The organism is Pseudomonas corrugata, assembly GCF_050920615.1.
GTDB classification, from domain to species: domain Bacteria; phylum Pseudomonadota; class Gammaproteobacteria; order Pseudomonadales; family Pseudomonadaceae; genus Aquipseudomonas; species Aquipseudomonas corrugata.
Genome location: NZ_CP130434.1, coordinates 6,424,697 through 6,439,780, shown reverse-complemented (window position 1 = coordinate 6,439,780; position 15,084 = coordinate 6,424,697). Strand labels below are relative to the sequence as shown.

Below are 15,084 nucleotides of genomic sequence, written 5' to 3'. Positions count from 1 at the left end.
TTAGCGCTCCGTGGTCTTGCGGATTTCTTTTTCGTCCATCCACTCGGCCAGACCGCTTTCGACGTCGATCAATTGCAGGCTGAATTTGTAGAAGACGTCCTTGTAGTCGCTGCTGCGCTTGACGATCGAGCTGATAGAGCCTTCGAGGCGGTATTTGGCGGCGATCATGTTGCCGGTCTTGGCCACGGTGCTCTTCTTGTACAGTCCGCTCTGGTTCTGCAGCTTGAGCTGGTCGACCTGGCTGTCCATGGCGTTGTTGTCGCTGGCAAAGCGCGCCGCGCCGGTCTTCATCAGCTGGGTCTTGATGCTGGTGGTGATTTCACGGGTATCGATGTACTCGCTGGTCTTGTTCTTCACGTCATAGACCTGAACCACCGGACGACCGTGCAGGACACCGGACTGGGCCAGTGAGCGGGTCATGGACTCGGCAATCATCTGCAGGTCGGTGGAGCCGAACTCGTTGGTCACGGTTTCCACGGCCTTGGTGTCACCATAGGTAATATTCTTGTTGCCCAGTACCGGGGAGTTGTTGGCACAGCCGCTGACCAGCAGGGCGGCGAGGGTGATGAATGCAACGCGTGTGAACATGGAAGCGCTCTCGAGTAACTGCGTAAAGGATTCTTGGCAGCAGAATTATTTAGGTTGGAATGCGCCGTAGGAGCTGCCTTCGGCGGCTCCTACGGCGTATTGATTTCCAACCGGAAGTCCACGGCCTTGGGGGTCGGCGCGATGGCTGGCAGGAAGCTGGTTTGTTCGCCGTAAAGTGTCAGGCTTTTCCAGGTTTCCTCTTCGGCAATCGGAAAGCCTTCAGGCCCCAGCCAGGCAAAGCGGTAGTACATCGTCTTGTTGTTGTAACTGGTGTTGCTCAGCTGCACATTGACGGTCATGTAGCCGTTTTCCCGGGCCACGCGCATGGCGCCGACCACGATGTTCTTTGTCTTGCCCATCGCTACGACCTTGCTGGCGGCACTGCCCGGCTCAGGGGGTGGCGGGGTGGCGCAACCGGCCAGCAAGGCCAGGGCGCAGACGACGATCAGTTTTGAACGCATGTGAACAAGACTCCGTTCTTAAGGTTGTTTGAGGCTGGCGACGGCGGTCGGGTTGCCACTCGGCATCACCTGGGCGGCCAGGCCCCCGGCAAAGACCTGATTGCCCACGGCCCGCAGAGTGACAACCTGGTAGCGCTGGTCGACCACCACCTTGACCACCGAACCACCTACCGCGTTGGGCAGGATGACCTGGTGCTCGCCCTTCTTCAGGCGCAGGCGCACCACTTGGGTGTAATCCGGCAGGGTGCGCCAGGTCCGGGTATCGGCGCCTTCGAGCACGGCCGACGTGAGGCCCACGGCCAGGCCGGCCAACGGGTTGGTGTCGTTGATCTGCTTTTGCGCCACGCCACGGGTGACGGCTCGCACGGTGGTGCGCAGGATGATGCCGGGCATGTCGTCGCGAAGGGCGCGGCGGGACATGGCGGTGACGCTGTTGAGCGGGGTCAGATCCATCTGGCGGCCATCGACATCGATCTGGGCGAAGGTCACGGTGGAAGTGTCAGGCTTGATCACCGGGAACGACAGTGGCGTGATGACGATGTGGCCACTGATAGGCAACGGCAGGGGGATGCGGATCGAGTCGCGGGACGGTGCCAGGCCGCTTTGCACCACGATCAGGATGTCGCTGTCATCATTCTTGGCTGCAGGCTTGTCCAGGTTGAGCAATGCCTGTTCCAGCAAGGGTGTGTTGGGGCGCAGCTCTGCTGCCTTGCGATAACCCGGTGCGGCCAGGCCTTTCTCCCCCAGGGCCTCGTAGACGAAACCGGCCAGGTAATGGCTGAACGCGCTCTGGTAGCTGTTTTTCAGACCCACCACTTCGGGCGCGTCGAGGCTGGCGACCGGATAACCCTGAAGGTCCTTGTACTCGGTCTTGACCCCTTGCTGCTCGGCCTCTTCTTCGCGCTTGAGGTATTCCTTGTCCCGCAGATCGGCAATCACCGCTTCGCGTTCATGGGTTTTCTTGATCTGGGTCCGGGCGCCGTCGAAATCGTTCACGGCCAGCAGATTCAGGGCCATCTGTGTGGTCAGCATGACCTTTTCGTAGTCGTAGCCCTCATAGCGCCGGACTTTATCGTTGACCAGGAAGCTGCCGAACTGCGCCACGTACTTGGCGGTGTCGAGCTTGACCGCATCTTCCCACTGGCCGACCTGCTGATCGGCGCTGGTCCAGGCTGTCTGGCTGCCAGACAGATCGCCTTTGGCACGCAGCAGCTCACCTTTTTCAAAGTAATACAACAGATCCCGGTCTTGACCGGTGTTGTTCTTTTCCAGCAGGGTCAACGCGGCATCGACATTGCCAGACGCCAGCTCTTGATTGGTCTGGGTCAGTTCACTGTCGTAGTTGCGAAAAACCGAGCAGCCGGACAGCAAGGTGATCGCACCGAGGGCGACCGAAAAAACGGCACGGGAGGCCATGAACATTTCTTCCCTGAGTAGCAGCCAGGTGGGCGGGTCGGGCTGGGTCGATCCACGGACGGCGTCGGGACGCTATCGGTTCCTCATAAGCAGAGGAGCTTTTATGCCAAGTTCTTATAATAAGGCGGCGCGATTATAGACATGGCCGTTGGCTATGTAATGGCTTTTCAATCTCGAAACGACGTTTTTGTGACATCACTTCCAAAGCATGAAAATCCGATGAAAATGTGCCGCCGAAACACATTCGCTCTTGAGCCAAAGTCCGTGTAAGTGAACAATGTGTTACTTCTTATTTCCAATTGAGAGTCATTCATGATTGCCCCGCTTCGTTTTCTGGCCTGGCTTGCACTGCCGTTGCTCGCCCTGTGCAGCAATCAATTGCTGGCCAATACTGTCGAAGGCGCTTCCCAGGCGTTGCACTTGCTGGATTACATTGGCGCCGACTACCCGGAAACCGTCGAAGCGGGCAAGGTTATCGACGAGTCCGAGTATCGCGAGCAGCTGGAATTCACCCACGTCCTGGAAGGGTTGGTCGTTGCGCTGCCGACCAAGCCGCAAAAGGCTGAGCTCACACAGGGTATCGGTGCCTTGCGCCAGGCGATTACCCTGCATCAGGATGGCGGCGATGTCGCCCGCCTGGCACGTCAACTGGGGGCGAAGCTGGCAGTGGCCTATGAAGTCAGCCAGGCGCCGGTCATTACCCCGGACCCGGCCCGTGGCGCGCCGCTGTATGCCCAGAACTGCTCGGTGTGTCACGGTGACAGTGGCGCCGGCGACGGCCCTGCCGGTGTCGGTCTGGAGCCTGCGCCCTCCAACCTGCGCGACGGTCGGCGTCTCGATCACTTGAGTCTCTACGCGATTTACAACACCCTCGGCATGGGCATCGAAGGGACCGACATGCCGGCTTTCGCCGATCAGCTCGATGAGCGGCAGCGCTGGGACCTGGCAGCCTACATCGCCGGTTTCAGTGCCGATCCGGCGGCGACCAAGAGCGAACAGACCTTCAACCTTGCCGATCTGGCCCGCCAGACCCCGGCTGAAGTGCTGGCGGCCCAGGGCCCCGCTGCGGCGACAACCTTCCGCGCCCAGCGTGCCCAGCCACCGCAGGTGCAGCGTGGCCCGGCGCAGTTGCTCGACTACACCGCTGCCACCCTTGATAAAAGTATCGCGGCCTATCGTGCCGGTGATCACGACCAGGCCTATGACTTGTCGGTAGCGGCTTACCTGGAGGGCTTCGAGCTGGTGGAAAGCTCGTTGGATAACGTCGATGCCACTGTGCGCAAGGACACTGAAAAGGCCCTGATGGCTTATCGTCAGTCTCTGCAGGACGGTTTGCCGGTGGAGCAGGCCGAACAGCGCCTGGATGCGGCCAAGGCCAAGCTGAAAGCGTCGGCGGGACTGTTGGGCGGAGATGGTCTGAGCTGGTCGCTGAGTTACATCTCGGGTTTGCTGATTCTATTGCGCGAAGGACTGGAAGCGATCCTGGTTTTGGCGGCGATCCTGGCGTTCCTGCGCAACACCGGCCAGGAGTCGGCGGTTCGTAGCGTCAACGCGGGTTGGGGGCTGGCGCTGCTGGCCGGTCTGGCAACCTGGGCCCTGGCTGCCTATGTGATCGACGTCAGCGGTTCCCAGCGTGAGTTGCTTGAAGGTGCAACGGCGTTGTTCGCCAGTGTGATGGTGCTGTGGTTGGGTGTGTGGATGCACGACCGCCGTCACGCGGCGGCCTGGCAGGATTACATCAAGAGCAGCCTGGTCGGCGGTGGTGGCCGTTTCGGTTTCGCCGTCCTGGCGTTCTTCTCGGTCTATCGCGAACTGTTCGAAGTGATCCTGTTCTACGAAACCCTGTGGCTGCAAGCAGGCCCAGCCGGGCATAACGCCGTACTGGCCGGTGGCACGACGGCGCTGGTGCTGCTGGTAGGACTGGCCTGGGTAATCCTGCGTGGGTCGGCGCGACTGCCATTGGCGCTGTTCTTCAGTATCAACGCCGCGTTGCTGTGCGCGTTGTCGGTGGTCTTCGCCGGACACGGCGTGAAAGCGCTGCAGGAAGCCGGGATCTTCGGCACCCGTCCGGTGGCGTTCTTCGACTTCGATTGGCTGGGTATTCACGCCGATGCCTATTCGCTGGCTGCTCAAGTGATCGCAATCCTGGCGATTGTCGTGTTGTACGGCCGTAGCTGGGTGACGGAGAAGCGCAGGGTGCAGGTGTCCTGATGCGTGTCTGGATCGACGCTGACGCCTGCCCCAAGGCGGCGAAAGAACTGGTGGTCAAGTTCGCCTTGAAGCGCCGGTTCGAGGTGGTGCTGGTGGCTGGGCAACCGCAGATCAAGCCCGGCCTGGCCTGCGTCAAGTTGATCGTGGTACCCAGCGGCCCTGATGCGGCGGACGACTATCTGGTGGAACACGCTGGGCCGGGTGAGCTGGTGATCTGCAGCGACGTACCCCTGGCCGACCGTTTGGTGAAGAAGGGCGTGGCGGCCCTGGACCCGCGAGGCAAGGAGTTCAACGCACAGAACATGGGCGATCGTCTCGCGGTGCGCAACCTGTTCACCGATTTGCGTGATCAGGGCCAGATGGGCGGCGGTCCTGCGGCCTACAGCGAGCGGGACAAGCAAGGGTTCGCCAATGCGCTGGATCGGATCCTCACGCGCTTGAGCCGGATGTCCTGAGCCTGACAGTTCCCCTGTGGGAGCGAGCCTGCTCGCGATGACGGTGTGTCAGCTAACCAAAGTATCAACTGAACCGACGCTATCGCGAGCAGGCTCGCTCCCACATTGGCTGGGTGTTGCTCAGGCATCGTTCTCGTGGGTCAGCTCGAGTATCCGATCCACCAGTTTGTTGATCCCGGATGCCGCTTCGCTGATGTTTTGCGCGAGCATGTAGGCCGGGGTGCTGACCAACCTGCGGGCGCGGTCTTCGACAATGTCGGTGACGGCGCAGTCTTCATGTGTGCCACCCATTTTTGTCACGGCAGCGGCGGTGTCGACATCCGTACCGATGGTGCAGGTCACGCCAGGGCCGTAGATTTTCGCCGCCAGGGCCGGGGAAATGCAGATCAGCCCCACCGGCTTGCCGGCCTCGGCGAAGGCCTCGGTCAGCGCCAGGAACTCCGGCTGGACGGTGCAATCAGCGCCTTCGACGGCAAAGTTGGAGAGGTTCTTCGCCGAACCGAAGCCGCCGGGTACGATCAGGGCGTCGAAGTCCTCGGCCCTGGCCTCGCGCAGGTCCTTCACGTTACCGCGGGCGATCCGCGCCGACTCCACCAGCACGTTGCGGCTTTCGGGCATTTCTTCACCGGTCAGGTGATTGATCACATGCAATTGGGCAATGTTGGGGGCGAAGCACTGGACCTGCGCACCGCGTTGGTCCAGGCGCAGCAGGGTGATCACGCTTTCGTGGATCTCGGCGCCGTCGTACACGCCACAGCCGGAAAGGATCACTGCAACTTTTTTGCTCATGGGTTTTTCTCCAGATTCATGGCGTTAAATGTCCACTAATTTGTCACTCGTTGCCATAGGGTTATCCGGCGGCTAAACCTAATCTGCCGACTATCTTTTGTCCGGGTCGCATCATGAATTTCATTCTGTATGCCGTGCCGTTCTTCTTCGTGCTGATTGCCGTCGAGCTGCTGGCTGACCGCTGGCGTGGCGTGAGTCATTACCGCATGGCCGATGCGATCAACAGCCTGAGCACCGGCGTGCTGTCCACCACTACCGGTCTGCTGACCAAGGGCGTGGGGCTGGTGACCTACGCCTTTGCCCTGAAACATCTTGCTCTTGTCCGGATGCCTGTCGACCAGGCTTGGGTCTGGATATTTGCCTTCGTGTTCTATGACTTTTGCTATTACTGGCTGCATCGCATGGGCCATGAGCGCAATATCCTCTGGGCCGCCCATTCGGTGCATCACCAGAGCGAGGACTACAACCTCTCCACGGCGCTGCGCCAGACCAGCACCGGGTTTCTGTTGAGCTGGGTGTTCTACCTGCCGCTGGCCGTGCTGGGCGTGCCGCTGACGGTGTTCGTCAGCGTCGCGGCGCTGAACCTGCTGTACCAGTTCTGGGTTCACACCCAGCACATTCCCAAGCTTGGCTGGCTGGAATGGTGCTTCGTCACGCCGTCCAATCATCGTGCCCACCATGCGCAGAACCCTCTTTACATGGATCGCAACTACGGCGGGGTGTTCATTATTTGGGACCGTCTGTTCGGCACCTTCCAAGAGGAAGAGGACTGCGAACCGGTGATTTTCGGCGTCACCACGCCGTTGGCGAGCTGGAACCCGTTGTGGGCGAATCTGCAGTTCTATGTGCAGTTATGGACGGATGCCCGACGGGCCGGACGGTGGTGGGACAAGCTGCGAATCTGGTTCATGCCCACGGGCTGGCGACCGGCGGATGTGGCGGTGAGATACCCGCTGGACAAACCGGACCTGAGCCGTTTCCGCAAATTCGAAGTGCCGCTGGACGGGCGACAACAGGGATACGTGGCGCTGCAGTTCTGCCTGTACATCGCGCTGGGCAGTTATCTGATGAATCTGGAGAGCAGCCTGCCCGTCGCAGCCCTTGTACTGGGTTGGGGGGCGGTGGCGTTCGGTCTGTTCGTATTGGGTGTGGCCCTGGAGAATCGCCCGTGGGCGCTGAGGCTGGAGCTGCTGCGGCTGGCTTCGAATCTGCCCCTGGTGTGGCTGGCGCCGCTGGCCGGGTTGTGGCCGGTAGGCCCCTTGGCCTGGGTCGGCTTGCTCAGCTACAGCCTGTTCAGCGTCATGGGACTCTATTACTGTCGCAACCGGTTTGCTCGGTTGGCGTCGTAGGTTCACCAGAGCTTGTGCGTTCAAGCCGCTCGGCTTCGAGGACCTTCTTCGCCAATCGCGCATTCTTGATCCGTCGACGCAACCACAGGCACAAGCCCAGCACCAGCAACGCGCCGAGTACCCACAATTCATACTTCTTGATACTGCCCAGCATGCCTTCGAGCACAGCGCCAAAGTGATAGGCGGCGGCGGCCAGTGCGGTCGCCCAGATCGCTGCGCCAATGCCGTTGAGCAGCAGGTAACGCCCCGGTGGGTAGCCTGACAGGCCGATGGCCACCGGCATCACCGTACGCAGGCCATAGACGAAGCGAAAGCTCAGGACCCAGATGTCCGGGTGCCTGCGGATGTGCTCCAGCGCACGATCACCCATCAGTTGCCAGCGAGGCTTGCGGGCCAGCAGCTTGCGCCCATGCTTGCGTCCCAGGAAATACCACAGCTGATCACCCGCGTAGCTACCGCAAAACGCCACGACCACCACGAAATTGATGTCCATGTAGCCACGGAACGCCAGGAAACCTGCGAGCACGAGGATGGTTTCGCCTTCGAAGAACGTGCCGATGAAAAGGGCAAGATAGCCGAAGTCATGTAGAAATTGCTGGAGCATTGTCTGGGTGCTGGCGAAATGAACGCGCAGCCTAACCCTTCGGGCACATTCAGGAAAGTGTCGAAATGTGTCTCGACGTGAACATTTCCTACAACCACAATAACTGCGACGACAGGTCACAGGTGCACATAACTGTCATACGTTAGTCATAATGGCCGCTTATAACTGTCACGCTCGCCCGTCAGTGGGCTCAGGAGTCTGCCGTGAGCTTTACCCCCGCCAATCGTCTGTTCCCTGCCACCCGTCTGCGTCGCAATCGCCGTGATGAGTTCTCTCGTCGGCTGGTGCGTGAGAACGTGCTGACCACCGATGACCTGATCCTGCCGGTCTTCGTGCTGGACGGTGAGAATCGGCGCGAAGCGGTGGCATCGATGCCCGGGGTGGAGCGCCTGACCATCGACCTGCTGCTCGAAGAAGCTGCCCGATGGGTGGAGCTGGGCATTCCGGCGCTGGCGCTGTTCCCGGTGACGCCGCCGGGCCTCAAGTCCCTGGATGCCGCTGAAGCCTGGAACCCGGACGGCATTGCCCAGCGTGCGACCCGCGCCCTGCGGGCACGCTTCCCTGAGTTGGGGGTGATCACCGATGTGGCGCTGGATCCGTTCACCACCCACGGACAGGATGGCATTCTCGACGAAGAAGGCTATGTACAGAATGACATCACTGTCGACGCCTTGGTCAAACAAGCTCTGTCCCATGCCGAGGCCGGTGCCCAGGTGGTGGCGCCGTCGGACATGATGGATGGCCGCATCCAGGCGATCCGCGAAGCCCTCGAGGTGGCCGGGCACGTCAACGTGCGCATCATGGCCTATTCGGCCAAGTACGCCAGTGCCTATTACGGCCCGTTCCGCGATGCGGTCGGCTCGGCCCTGAACCTGGGCAAGGCCAACAAGGCCTCTTATCAGATGGACCCGGCCAACAGTCAGGAAGCCTTGCACGAAGTGGCGGCCGACTTGTCAGAAGGGGCAGATATGGTCATGGTCAAGCCAGGCATGCCTTACCTCGACATCCTTTGCCGGGTCAAAGACGAATTCAAAGTGCCGACCTTTGTTTATCAGGTCAGCGGCGAATACGCCATGCACATGGCGGCGATCCAGAACGGCTGGTTGAGCGAAGGCGTCATCCTTGAATCCCTCACCGCTTTCAAGCGCGCTGGTGCTGATGGGATCCTGACTTACTTTGCCGTACGCGCCGCCCAATTGTTACGAGAGCAGAAATAGCCTCCCAGGAACTTGCGATGAATACCGAAGGACTCTCTGAAGTCGCCGTAAAAGACGCTCAACCCGTCGTCGAGCAAATCGCCGAAACACCACCGGAGCTGGAGCCCGCTCCACCGGTGGTTGTCGCCGAACCCGCCCCGGCCCCGGCGATTGCGATCCCCAACCTGGATGACAGCAGTCTGTACATCCATCGCGAGCTGTCGCAACTGCAGTTCAACATCCGCGTGCTGGAGCAGGCGCTGGACGAGTCCTATCCCTTGTTGGAGCGGTTGAAGTTCCTGCTGATCTTCTCCAGCAACCTGGATGAGTTCTTCGAAATCCGCGTCGCCGGCCTGAAGAAGCAGATCACCTTCGCCCGTGAACAGGCCGGTGCCGATGGTCTGCAACCCCATCAGGCCCTGGCACGTATCAGCGAACTGGTCCACGGTCACGTCGACCGCCAGTACGCGATCCTCAACGACATCCTGTTGCCGGAGCTGGAAAAGCACCAGGTCCGCTTCATCCGTCGCCGCTACTGGACCACCAAGCTCAAGACTTGGGTGCGCCGCTATTTCCGCGACGAGATCGCTCCGATCATCACGCCGATCGGCCTCGACCCGACGCACCCGTTCCCGCTGCTGGTCAACAAAAGCCTGAACTTCATCGTCGAGCTGGAGGGCATCGACGCCTTCGGCCGCGATTCCGGCCTGGCGATCATCCCCGCGCCACGCTTGCTGCCGCGCATCATCCGCGTACCGGAAGACGTCGGCGGTCCTGGCGACAACTATGTGTTCCTGTCGTCGATGATCCACGCCCACGCCGATGACCTGTTCCAGGGCATGAAGGTAAAGGGGTGCTACCAGTTCCGCCTGACGCGTAACGCCGACCTGTCGGTGGACACCGAGGACGTCGAAGACCTGGCCCGCGCCCTTCGCGGCGAGCTGTTCTCCCGTCGCTACGGCGACGCGGTGCGCCTGGAGGTAGCCGACACTTGCCCGAAACACCTGTCCGATTACCTGCTCAAGCAGTTCAACCTGCATGAAACCGAGCTGTATCAGGTCAATGGTCCGGTCAACCTGACCCGGCTCTTCAGCATCACCGGCCTGGACAGTCATCCGGAGCTTCAGTATTCGCCGTTCACGCCGCAGATCCCGAAGCTGCTCCAGAACAGCGAGAACATTTTTAACGTGATCAGCAAGCAGGACATCCTGTTGCTGCACCCGTTCGAGTCGTTCACGCCGGTGGTCGACCTGCTGCGCCAGGCCGCCAAGGACCCTCATGTCCTGGCAGTGCGCCAGACCCTGTACCGCAGCGGCGCCAATTCGGAAATCGTCGACGCCCTGGTGGATGCGGCGCGAAACGGCAAGGAAGTCACGGCGGTGATCGAGTTGCGCGCGCGTTTCGACGAGGAATCCAACCTGCAACTGGCAAGCCGTCTGCAAGCAGCCGGTGCGGTGGTGATCTATGGTGTGGTCGGTTTCAAGACCCACGCCAAGATGATGCTTATCCTGCGGCGCGAGGCCGGCGAGATCGTGCGTTACGCTCACTTGGGCACGGGCAACTACCACGCTGCCAACGCTCGCCTGTACACCGACTACAGTCTGCTGACTTCAGACGATGCCTTATGCGAAGACGTCGGCAAGCTGTTCAGCCAGTTGATCGGCATGGGCAAGACTTTGCGCATGAAGAAATTGCTGCATGCACCATTCACCCTGAAAAAGGGCATGCTCGACATGATCGCCCGGGAGACGCAATTCGCCCTGGACGGCAAGCCGGCGCACATCATCGCCAAGTTCAACTCGCTGACCGACCCGAAGATCATCCGCGCGCTGTACAAGGCCAGCCAGTCGGGCGTGCGAATCGACCTGGTGGTGCGCGGCATGTGCTGCCTGCGGCCAGGTATTCCGGGGGTTTCCCATAACATCCACGTACGTTCGATCATTGGGCGCTTCCTGGAGCACACGCGGGTGTTCTACTTCCTCAACGGTGGCGAGGAACAGATGTTCCTTTCCAGCGCCGACTGGATGGAGCGCAATCTCGACAAACGCGTCGAGACCTGCTTCCCGGTGGAGGGCAAGAAGCTGATCCTGCGGGTGAAGAAGGAGCTGGAAAGCTACTTGACCGACAACACTCACAGCTGGAGCCTGCAGTCGGATGGTCGCTACATCCGCAACACGCCGACCGGCAACCAGAACCCGCGCAGCGCCCAGGCGACGCTGCTGGATCGCCTGAGCAGCCCGGTGTTGGCGGTCAATTAAGGAACGGCGAGCTCAGCTTTTTGTGGCGAGGGGATAAATCCCCTCACCACAAAAGATCTCTGTTGCTGTCCGATCAGTGGATATTCAGCACAATCCCGACCCGGGTCAGCCATTCCGCCTCCTGGGCGAAGTCGGCCTGGGTCAGTTGGTTTTCTTCCAGCCAGCCTTCGGGGAACATCACATCCAGTTGGTCACCGTCGGCGTGCAATGCCACCTGGGGCATTTCCTGGGTGCCGCGGATGTGGTGGAACAGGATCGCGAACCGTAGCAGCACGCACAGGCGAATCAGCTTGGTGCCTTCAGCGCCGAACTCGGCAAACTTATCCTTGGGAATGTTGCGTCGGTGTCCGCGTACCAGAAGGGCAAGCATCTGCTGGTCTTCCCGGGAGAAACCCGCCAGGTCCGAGTGCTCGATCAGGTAGGCGCCGTGCTTGTGGTAGTGATAGTGGGCAATGTCCAGGCCGACTTCATGGACCTTGGCGGCCCAGCCGAGCAATTCGCGCCAGACCCCGTCGTTGAGGTCCCAGTCGTCGGCCACCTGGTCGAAGGCATGCAACGCCTTGCGCTCGACCCGCACGGCTTGTTCCTGATCGACGTGATAGCGCTCCATGAGCGATCCCAGGGTGCGTTCGCGGACGTCTTCGTGGTGATGGCGCCCCAGCAGGTCATACAACACGCCTTCACGCAGGGCGCCTTCGCAATGATCCATGCGCTGCAGCTCGAGGGCGTCGAAAATGGCCTCGAGAATCGCCAGGCCTGCGGGGAAAATCGCCCGACGGTCGGGTTTGATACCTTCGAAGTCGATCTTGTCCGATTCGCCGAGTTTGAACACCTTGCGCTTGAGCCAGGCCAGGCCCTCGGCGTTGACCTCGCCACTGCCATAGCCGCCGGCCTTGAGGGCCAGGCCGATGGCGCGAATGGTGCCTGAGGAGCCGATAGCTTCATCCCAGGTCAGGCGGTGCAGGGCATGCTCGATGCTCATGATTTCCAGGCGCGCCGCAGTGTAGGCCTGGGCGTAGCGGGCCGGCGTGATCTTGCCGTCGCGGAAATAGCGCTGGGTATAGCTGACGCAGCCCATCTGCAGGCTTTCGCGCAACAGCGGCTCGAAGCGCTGGCCGATGATGAACTCGGTACTACCGCCGCCGATGTCCGCCACCAGCCGCTTGCCGGGTGTATCGGCCAGGGTGTGGGAGACGCCGAGATAGATCAGGCGGGCCTCTTCCCGGCCGGAGATGACTTCCACCGGATGGCCGAGGATCTCTTCAGCGCGGCGGATGAACTCGCCGCGGTTGCGCGCCTCGCGCAGGGCGTTGGTGCCAACGATCCGCACGGCGCCCAGTGGCATGCCGTTGATCAGTTGAGCGAAGCGCTTGAGGCAGTCGAGCCCGCGCTGGATGGATTCTTCGCTCAGTTTGCGTTCTTCATCGATGCCGGCCGCCAACTGCACCTTTTCACCGAGCCGCTCAAGAATACGGATTTCCCCGTTCTGGGCCTTGGCGACAACCATGTGAAAACTGTTGGAGCCCAGGTCTATGGCGGCGATCAGGGACAGATTCTTGGCTTGGGATGGCGGCATGTCTGAAGGTCTCGGTCGATAACCCTGCCATCCTGCCACGATCAACCGCTTACGCCAACGCGCCTGAACCAAACCCTTGAGCCAGCGCGGGTCCTCGTGGCGAGGAAGCGCCCTTGGCAGTGTGGATCAGGCAGGCTCGACCATTCCGATGAAATTCGCCAGTTCGGCCGTCTTCGGAGCGGCGAACAACACCTTGGGCTCTCCCACCTCATGCACCTTGCCCTGGTGCATGAACACCAGTTTGTCCCCCACCTCCCGGGCAAAGCGCATCTCGTGGGTGACCATGATCAGCGTCATCCCTTCCTTGGCAAGTTGCCGCACCACGCCGAGCACTTCATTGACCAGCTCCGGGTCCAGAGCCGAGGTGATCTCGTCGCAGAGCAGTACCTTGGGTGACATCGCCAGGGCTCGGGCAATCGCCACACGTTGCTGCTGACCGCCGGACAGACGGTCCGGGAAAGCGTCGAATTTTTCACCGAGCCCGACCCGCTCCAGCATCTGCCGCGCCAGTTCAGTCGCCTTGGTCTTGGATACTTTTTGTACAACCTGAGGCGCGAGCATCACGTTTTCGCCAACGGTCAGGTGCGGGAAGAGGTTGAACTGCTGGAACACCATCCCGACTTTCTGCCGCAGGCTGCGCAGATCGGCACGAGCGGCATCGAGGTACTCGCCGTCCACCTCGATCACGCCGTCGTTGATCGACTCCAGGCCATTGAGCGTGCGCAGCAAGGTGGATTTGCCCGAGCCGCTGCGGCCGATGATCGCGACCACCTGGCCTTCTTCGACGGTCAGGTCGATGCCTTTGAGCACATGATGATCGCCATAGTATTTATGCAGGGCGGAAATTCTAAGCAGAGGCATGCAGTCTCCTTTCCAGGTAGCGCGCGCTGAGGGACAGGGGGTAGCAGAGGAGGAAATAGCCGAGGGCAACCAGGCCATAGACCATGAAGGGTTCGAACGTGGCATTGGCGAGCATGCCGCCGGTCTTGGTGAGTTCGGTAAAGCCGATGATCGAGGTGACTGCCGTACCCTTGACCACTTGTACCGAGAAGCCCACGGTCGGTGCCACGGCGATGCGCAGGGCCTGGGGCAGGATCACGTAGCGCAACTGCTCCAGCCGGTTCAGCGCCAGGCTCGAGGACGCCTCCCATTGGCCATTGGAGATCGCTTCGACACAGCCGCGCCAGATCTCCGCCAGATAGGCGCTGGTAAACAGGGTCAGGGCAATGGCCGCCGCCGTCCACGGTGATATCTCCACCCCGGCCAGGGCCACGCCAAAAAATACCAGGAACAACTGCATCAACAGCGGCGTGCCCTGGAACAGCTCAATGTAGGTACGGGCAACATGGCGGGGCAGGGGACCTCTGGCGATGCGCATCACCATGACCAGCAAACCGATCACGCCGCCACCGATAAACGCCACCAGCGACAGCGCCAGGGTCCATTGCAGGCCCGTGAGCAGGTTGCGCACCACGTCCCAGAAAGTGAAGTCGCTCATTGGTCGCTCCTGGCGCTGCTCTTGTACAGGCAGCGACGGCCCACCCAGTTCAGTAACTGACGGATCAACAGCGCCATGCACAAATAGATCAACGTGGTCAGTGCATAGGTTTCAAAGGCGCGGAAATTGCGCGACTGAATGAAGTTGGCGGCAAAGCTCAATTCTTCGGTGGCAATCTGCGAACAGACCGCCGAGCCCAGCATCACGATGATGATCTGACTGCTCAGGGCCGGCCAGACCTTGCCCAGCGCCGGCAACAACACCACGTGGCGAAAGGCCTCGAAGCGACTCATCGCCAAGGCCGCGGCGGCTTCCAGTTGCCCGTGGGGGACAGCCTGGATGCCGGCGCGAATGATTTCGGTGGAGTAGGCGCCGAGGTTGATCACCATGGCCAGGACCGCCGCCTGCCATTCGGAAATCTGCACGCCCAGGGACGGCAGGCCGAAGAAGATGAAAAACAGCTGCACCAGGAACGGCGTATTGCGGATCAGCTCCACATACACCCCGAATATCGCCGCGAACGGGCGAATCTTCCAGGCTCGCACCACGGCGCCGACGATACCCAGGCCAACCCCGAGCAGCGCGCCGATGGCTGTCAGTTCCAGGGTGAACAGCGCACCGCGCAACAGCAGCTCGGTGTTTTGCATCACCGGCAGAAAATCGAACTGATAAGCCATGCTCAG

The 15,084-nt window shown here is 61.0% G+C and carries 14 protein-coding genes; 5 read left to right on the top strand and 9 right to left on the bottom strand.

Annotated elements, in window-relative coordinates:
- The 3 genes from lpoB to QZH45_RS28965 form a co-directional block, all read right to left on the bottom strand.
- Nucleotides 1–588, bottom strand: coding sequence for a penicillin-binding protein activator LpoB (lpoB, locus tag QZH45_RS28975; RefSeq protein ID WP_024780529.1), 588 nt, complete (start codon nt 586–588; stop codon nt 1–3).
- 89 nt (nt 589–677) lie between these two features.
- Complete coding sequence (locus QZH45_RS28970) at nt 678–1,049, bottom strand: YcfL family protein (protein ID WP_024780528.1); 372 nt, start codon at nt 1,047–1,049, stop codon at nt 678–680.
- Between the two features lie 18 nt (nt 1,050–1,067).
- Entirely contained in the window at nt 1,068–2,465 is a 1,398-nt protein-coding gene (locus QZH45_RS28965; protein ID WP_024780527.1) for a COG3014 family protein, read from the bottom strand.
- A gap of 312 nt (nt 2,466–2,777) precedes the next feature.
- Here QZH45_RS28965 and QZH45_RS28960 point away from each other — a divergent pair, with 312 nt between their 5' ends.
- Complete coding sequence (locus tag QZH45_RS28960) at nt 2,778–4,676, top strand: FTR1 family protein (protein ID WP_024780526.1); 1,899 nt, start codon at nt 2,778–2,780, stop codon at nt 4,674–4,676.
- Nucleotides 4,676–5,131 carry a YaiI/YqxD family protein gene (locus QZH45_RS28955; RefSeq protein ID WP_024780525.1) on the top strand — a complete coding sequence of 152 codons (456 nt, stop codon included), beginning with the start codon at nt 4,676–4,678 and terminating at the stop codon, nt 5,129–5,131. Before QZH45_RS28960 ends, QZH45_RS28955 begins: the two co-directional genes overlap by 1 nt.
- Before the next feature lie 120 nt (nt 5,132–5,251).
- On the opposite strand, the gene elbB is transcribed toward QZH45_RS28955, so the two are convergent.
- The gene (gene elbB, locus QZH45_RS28950) at nt 5,252–5,920 is read right to left on the bottom strand and encodes an isoprenoid biosynthesis glyoxalase ElbB (protein ID WP_024780524.1); all 669 of its coding nucleotides are present in this window, start codon (nt 5,918–5,920) and stop codon (nt 5,252–5,254) included.
- Between the two features lie 113 nt (nt 5,921–6,033).
- Between elbB and QZH45_RS28945 the strand changes: the two genes are divergently transcribed.
- Nucleotides 6,034–7,269, top strand: coding sequence for a sterol desaturase family protein (locus QZH45_RS28945; RefSeq protein ID WP_024780523.1), 1,236 nt, complete (start codon nt 6,034–6,036; stop codon nt 7,267–7,269).
- On the opposite strand, the gene QZH45_RS28940 is transcribed toward QZH45_RS28945, so the two are convergent.
- A complete protein-coding gene (locus QZH45_RS28940) occupies nt 7,220–7,873 on the bottom strand; it encodes a DedA family protein (RefSeq protein WP_024780522.1) in 654 nt (217 codons plus the stop codon). The genes QZH45_RS28945 and QZH45_RS28940 overlap by 50 nt on opposite strands.
- Nucleotides 7,874–8,076: 203 nt before the next feature.
- On the opposite strand from QZH45_RS28940, the gene hemB reads away from it, so the two are divergent.
- Both hemB and ppk1 read left to right on the top strand, forming a co-directional pair.
- Nucleotides 8,077–9,090, top strand: coding sequence for a porphobilinogen synthase (hemB, locus tag QZH45_RS28935; protein WP_024780521.1), 1,014 nt, complete (start codon nt 8,077–8,079; stop codon nt 9,088–9,090).
- A 17-nt stretch (nt 9,091–9,107) separates the two neighbouring features.
- Entirely contained in the window at nt 9,108–11,327 is a 2,220-nt protein-coding gene (ppk1, locus tag QZH45_RS28930) for a polyphosphate kinase 1 (protein WP_024780520.1), read from the top strand.
- Nucleotides 11,328–11,400: 73 nt separating this feature from the next.
- On the opposite strand, the gene ppx is transcribed toward ppk1, so the two are convergent.
- The 4 genes from ppx to QZH45_RS28910 form a co-directional block, all read right to left on the bottom strand.
- Entirely contained in the window at nt 11,401–12,903 is a 1,503-nt protein-coding gene (ppx, locus tag QZH45_RS28925; RefSeq protein ID WP_024780519.1) for an exopolyphosphatase, read from the bottom strand.
- A gap of 126 nt (nt 12,904–13,029) precedes the next feature.
- A complete protein-coding gene (locus QZH45_RS28920) occupies nt 13,030–13,764 on the bottom strand; it encodes an amino acid ABC transporter ATP-binding protein (protein WP_024780518.1) in 735 nt (244 codons plus the stop codon).
- The gene (locus tag QZH45_RS28915; protein ID WP_024780517.1) at nt 13,751–14,401 is read right to left on the bottom strand and encodes an amino acid ABC transporter permease; all 651 of its coding nucleotides are present in this window, start codon (nt 14,399–14,401) and stop codon (nt 13,751–13,753) included. The genes QZH45_RS28920 and QZH45_RS28915 overlap by 14 nt, the downstream gene beginning before the upstream one ends.
- The gene (locus QZH45_RS28910; protein WP_024780516.1) at nt 14,398–15,078 is read right to left on the bottom strand and encodes an amino acid ABC transporter permease; all 681 of its coding nucleotides are present in this window, start codon (nt 15,076–15,078) and stop codon (nt 14,398–14,400) included. Before QZH45_RS28910 ends, QZH45_RS28915 begins: the two co-directional genes overlap by 4 nt.
- Nucleotides 15,079–15,084 lie beyond the last annotated feature (6 nt).

What these genes read in the sequence shown, in the direction of transcription:
- lpoB (WP_024780529.1), bottom strand. Translation starts at nt 588, where the DNA reads ATGTTCACACGCGTTGCATTCATCACCCTCGCCGCCCTGCTGGTCAGC.
- ppx (WP_024780519.1), bottom strand. Translation starts at nt 12,903, where the DNA reads ATGCCGCCATCCCAAGCCAAGAATCTGTCCCTGATCGCCGCCATAGAC.
- QZH45_RS28910 (WP_024780516.1), bottom strand. Translation starts at nt 15,078, where the DNA reads ATGGCTTATCAGTTCGATTTTCTGCCGGTGATGCAAAACACCGAGCTG.
- QZH45_RS28965 (WP_024780527.1), bottom strand. Translation starts at nt 2,465, where the DNA reads ATGGCCTCCCGTGCCGTTTTTTCGGTCGCCCTCGGTGCGATCACCTTG.
- QZH45_RS28960 (WP_024780526.1), top strand. Translation starts at nt 2,778, where the DNA reads ATGATTGCCCCGCTTCGTTTTCTGGCCTGGCTTGCACTGCCGTTGCTC.
- QZH45_RS28915 (WP_024780517.1), bottom strand. Translation starts at nt 14,401, where the DNA reads ATGAGCGACTTCACTTTCTGGGACGTGGTGCGCAACCTGCTCACGGGC.
- QZH45_RS28940 (WP_024780522.1), bottom strand. Translation starts at nt 7,873, where the DNA reads ATGCTCCAGCAATTTCTACATGACTTCGGCTATCTTGCCCTTTTCATC.
- QZH45_RS28920 (WP_024780518.1), bottom strand. Translation starts at nt 13,764, where the DNA reads ATGCCTCTGCTTAGAATTTCCGCCCTGCATAAATACTATGGCGATCAT.
- QZH45_RS28945 (WP_024780523.1), top strand. Translation starts at nt 6,034, where the DNA reads ATGAATTTCATTCTGTATGCCGTGCCGTTCTTCTTCGTGCTGATTGCC.
- QZH45_RS28970 (WP_024780528.1), bottom strand. Translation starts at nt 1,049, where the DNA reads ATGCGTTCAAAACTGATCGTCGTCTGCGCCCTGGCCTTGCTGGCCGGT.
- ppk1 (WP_024780520.1), top strand. Translation starts at nt 9,108, where the DNA reads ATGAATACCGAAGGACTCTCTGAAGTCGCCGTAAAAGACGCTCAACCC.
- elbB (WP_024780524.1), bottom strand. Translation starts at nt 5,920, where the DNA reads ATGAGCAAAAAAGTTGCAGTGATCCTTTCCGGCTGTGGCGTGTACGAC.
- QZH45_RS28955 (WP_024780525.1), top strand. Translation starts at nt 4,676, where the DNA reads ATGCGTGTCTGGATCGACGCTGACGCCTGCCCCAAGGCGGCGAAAGAA.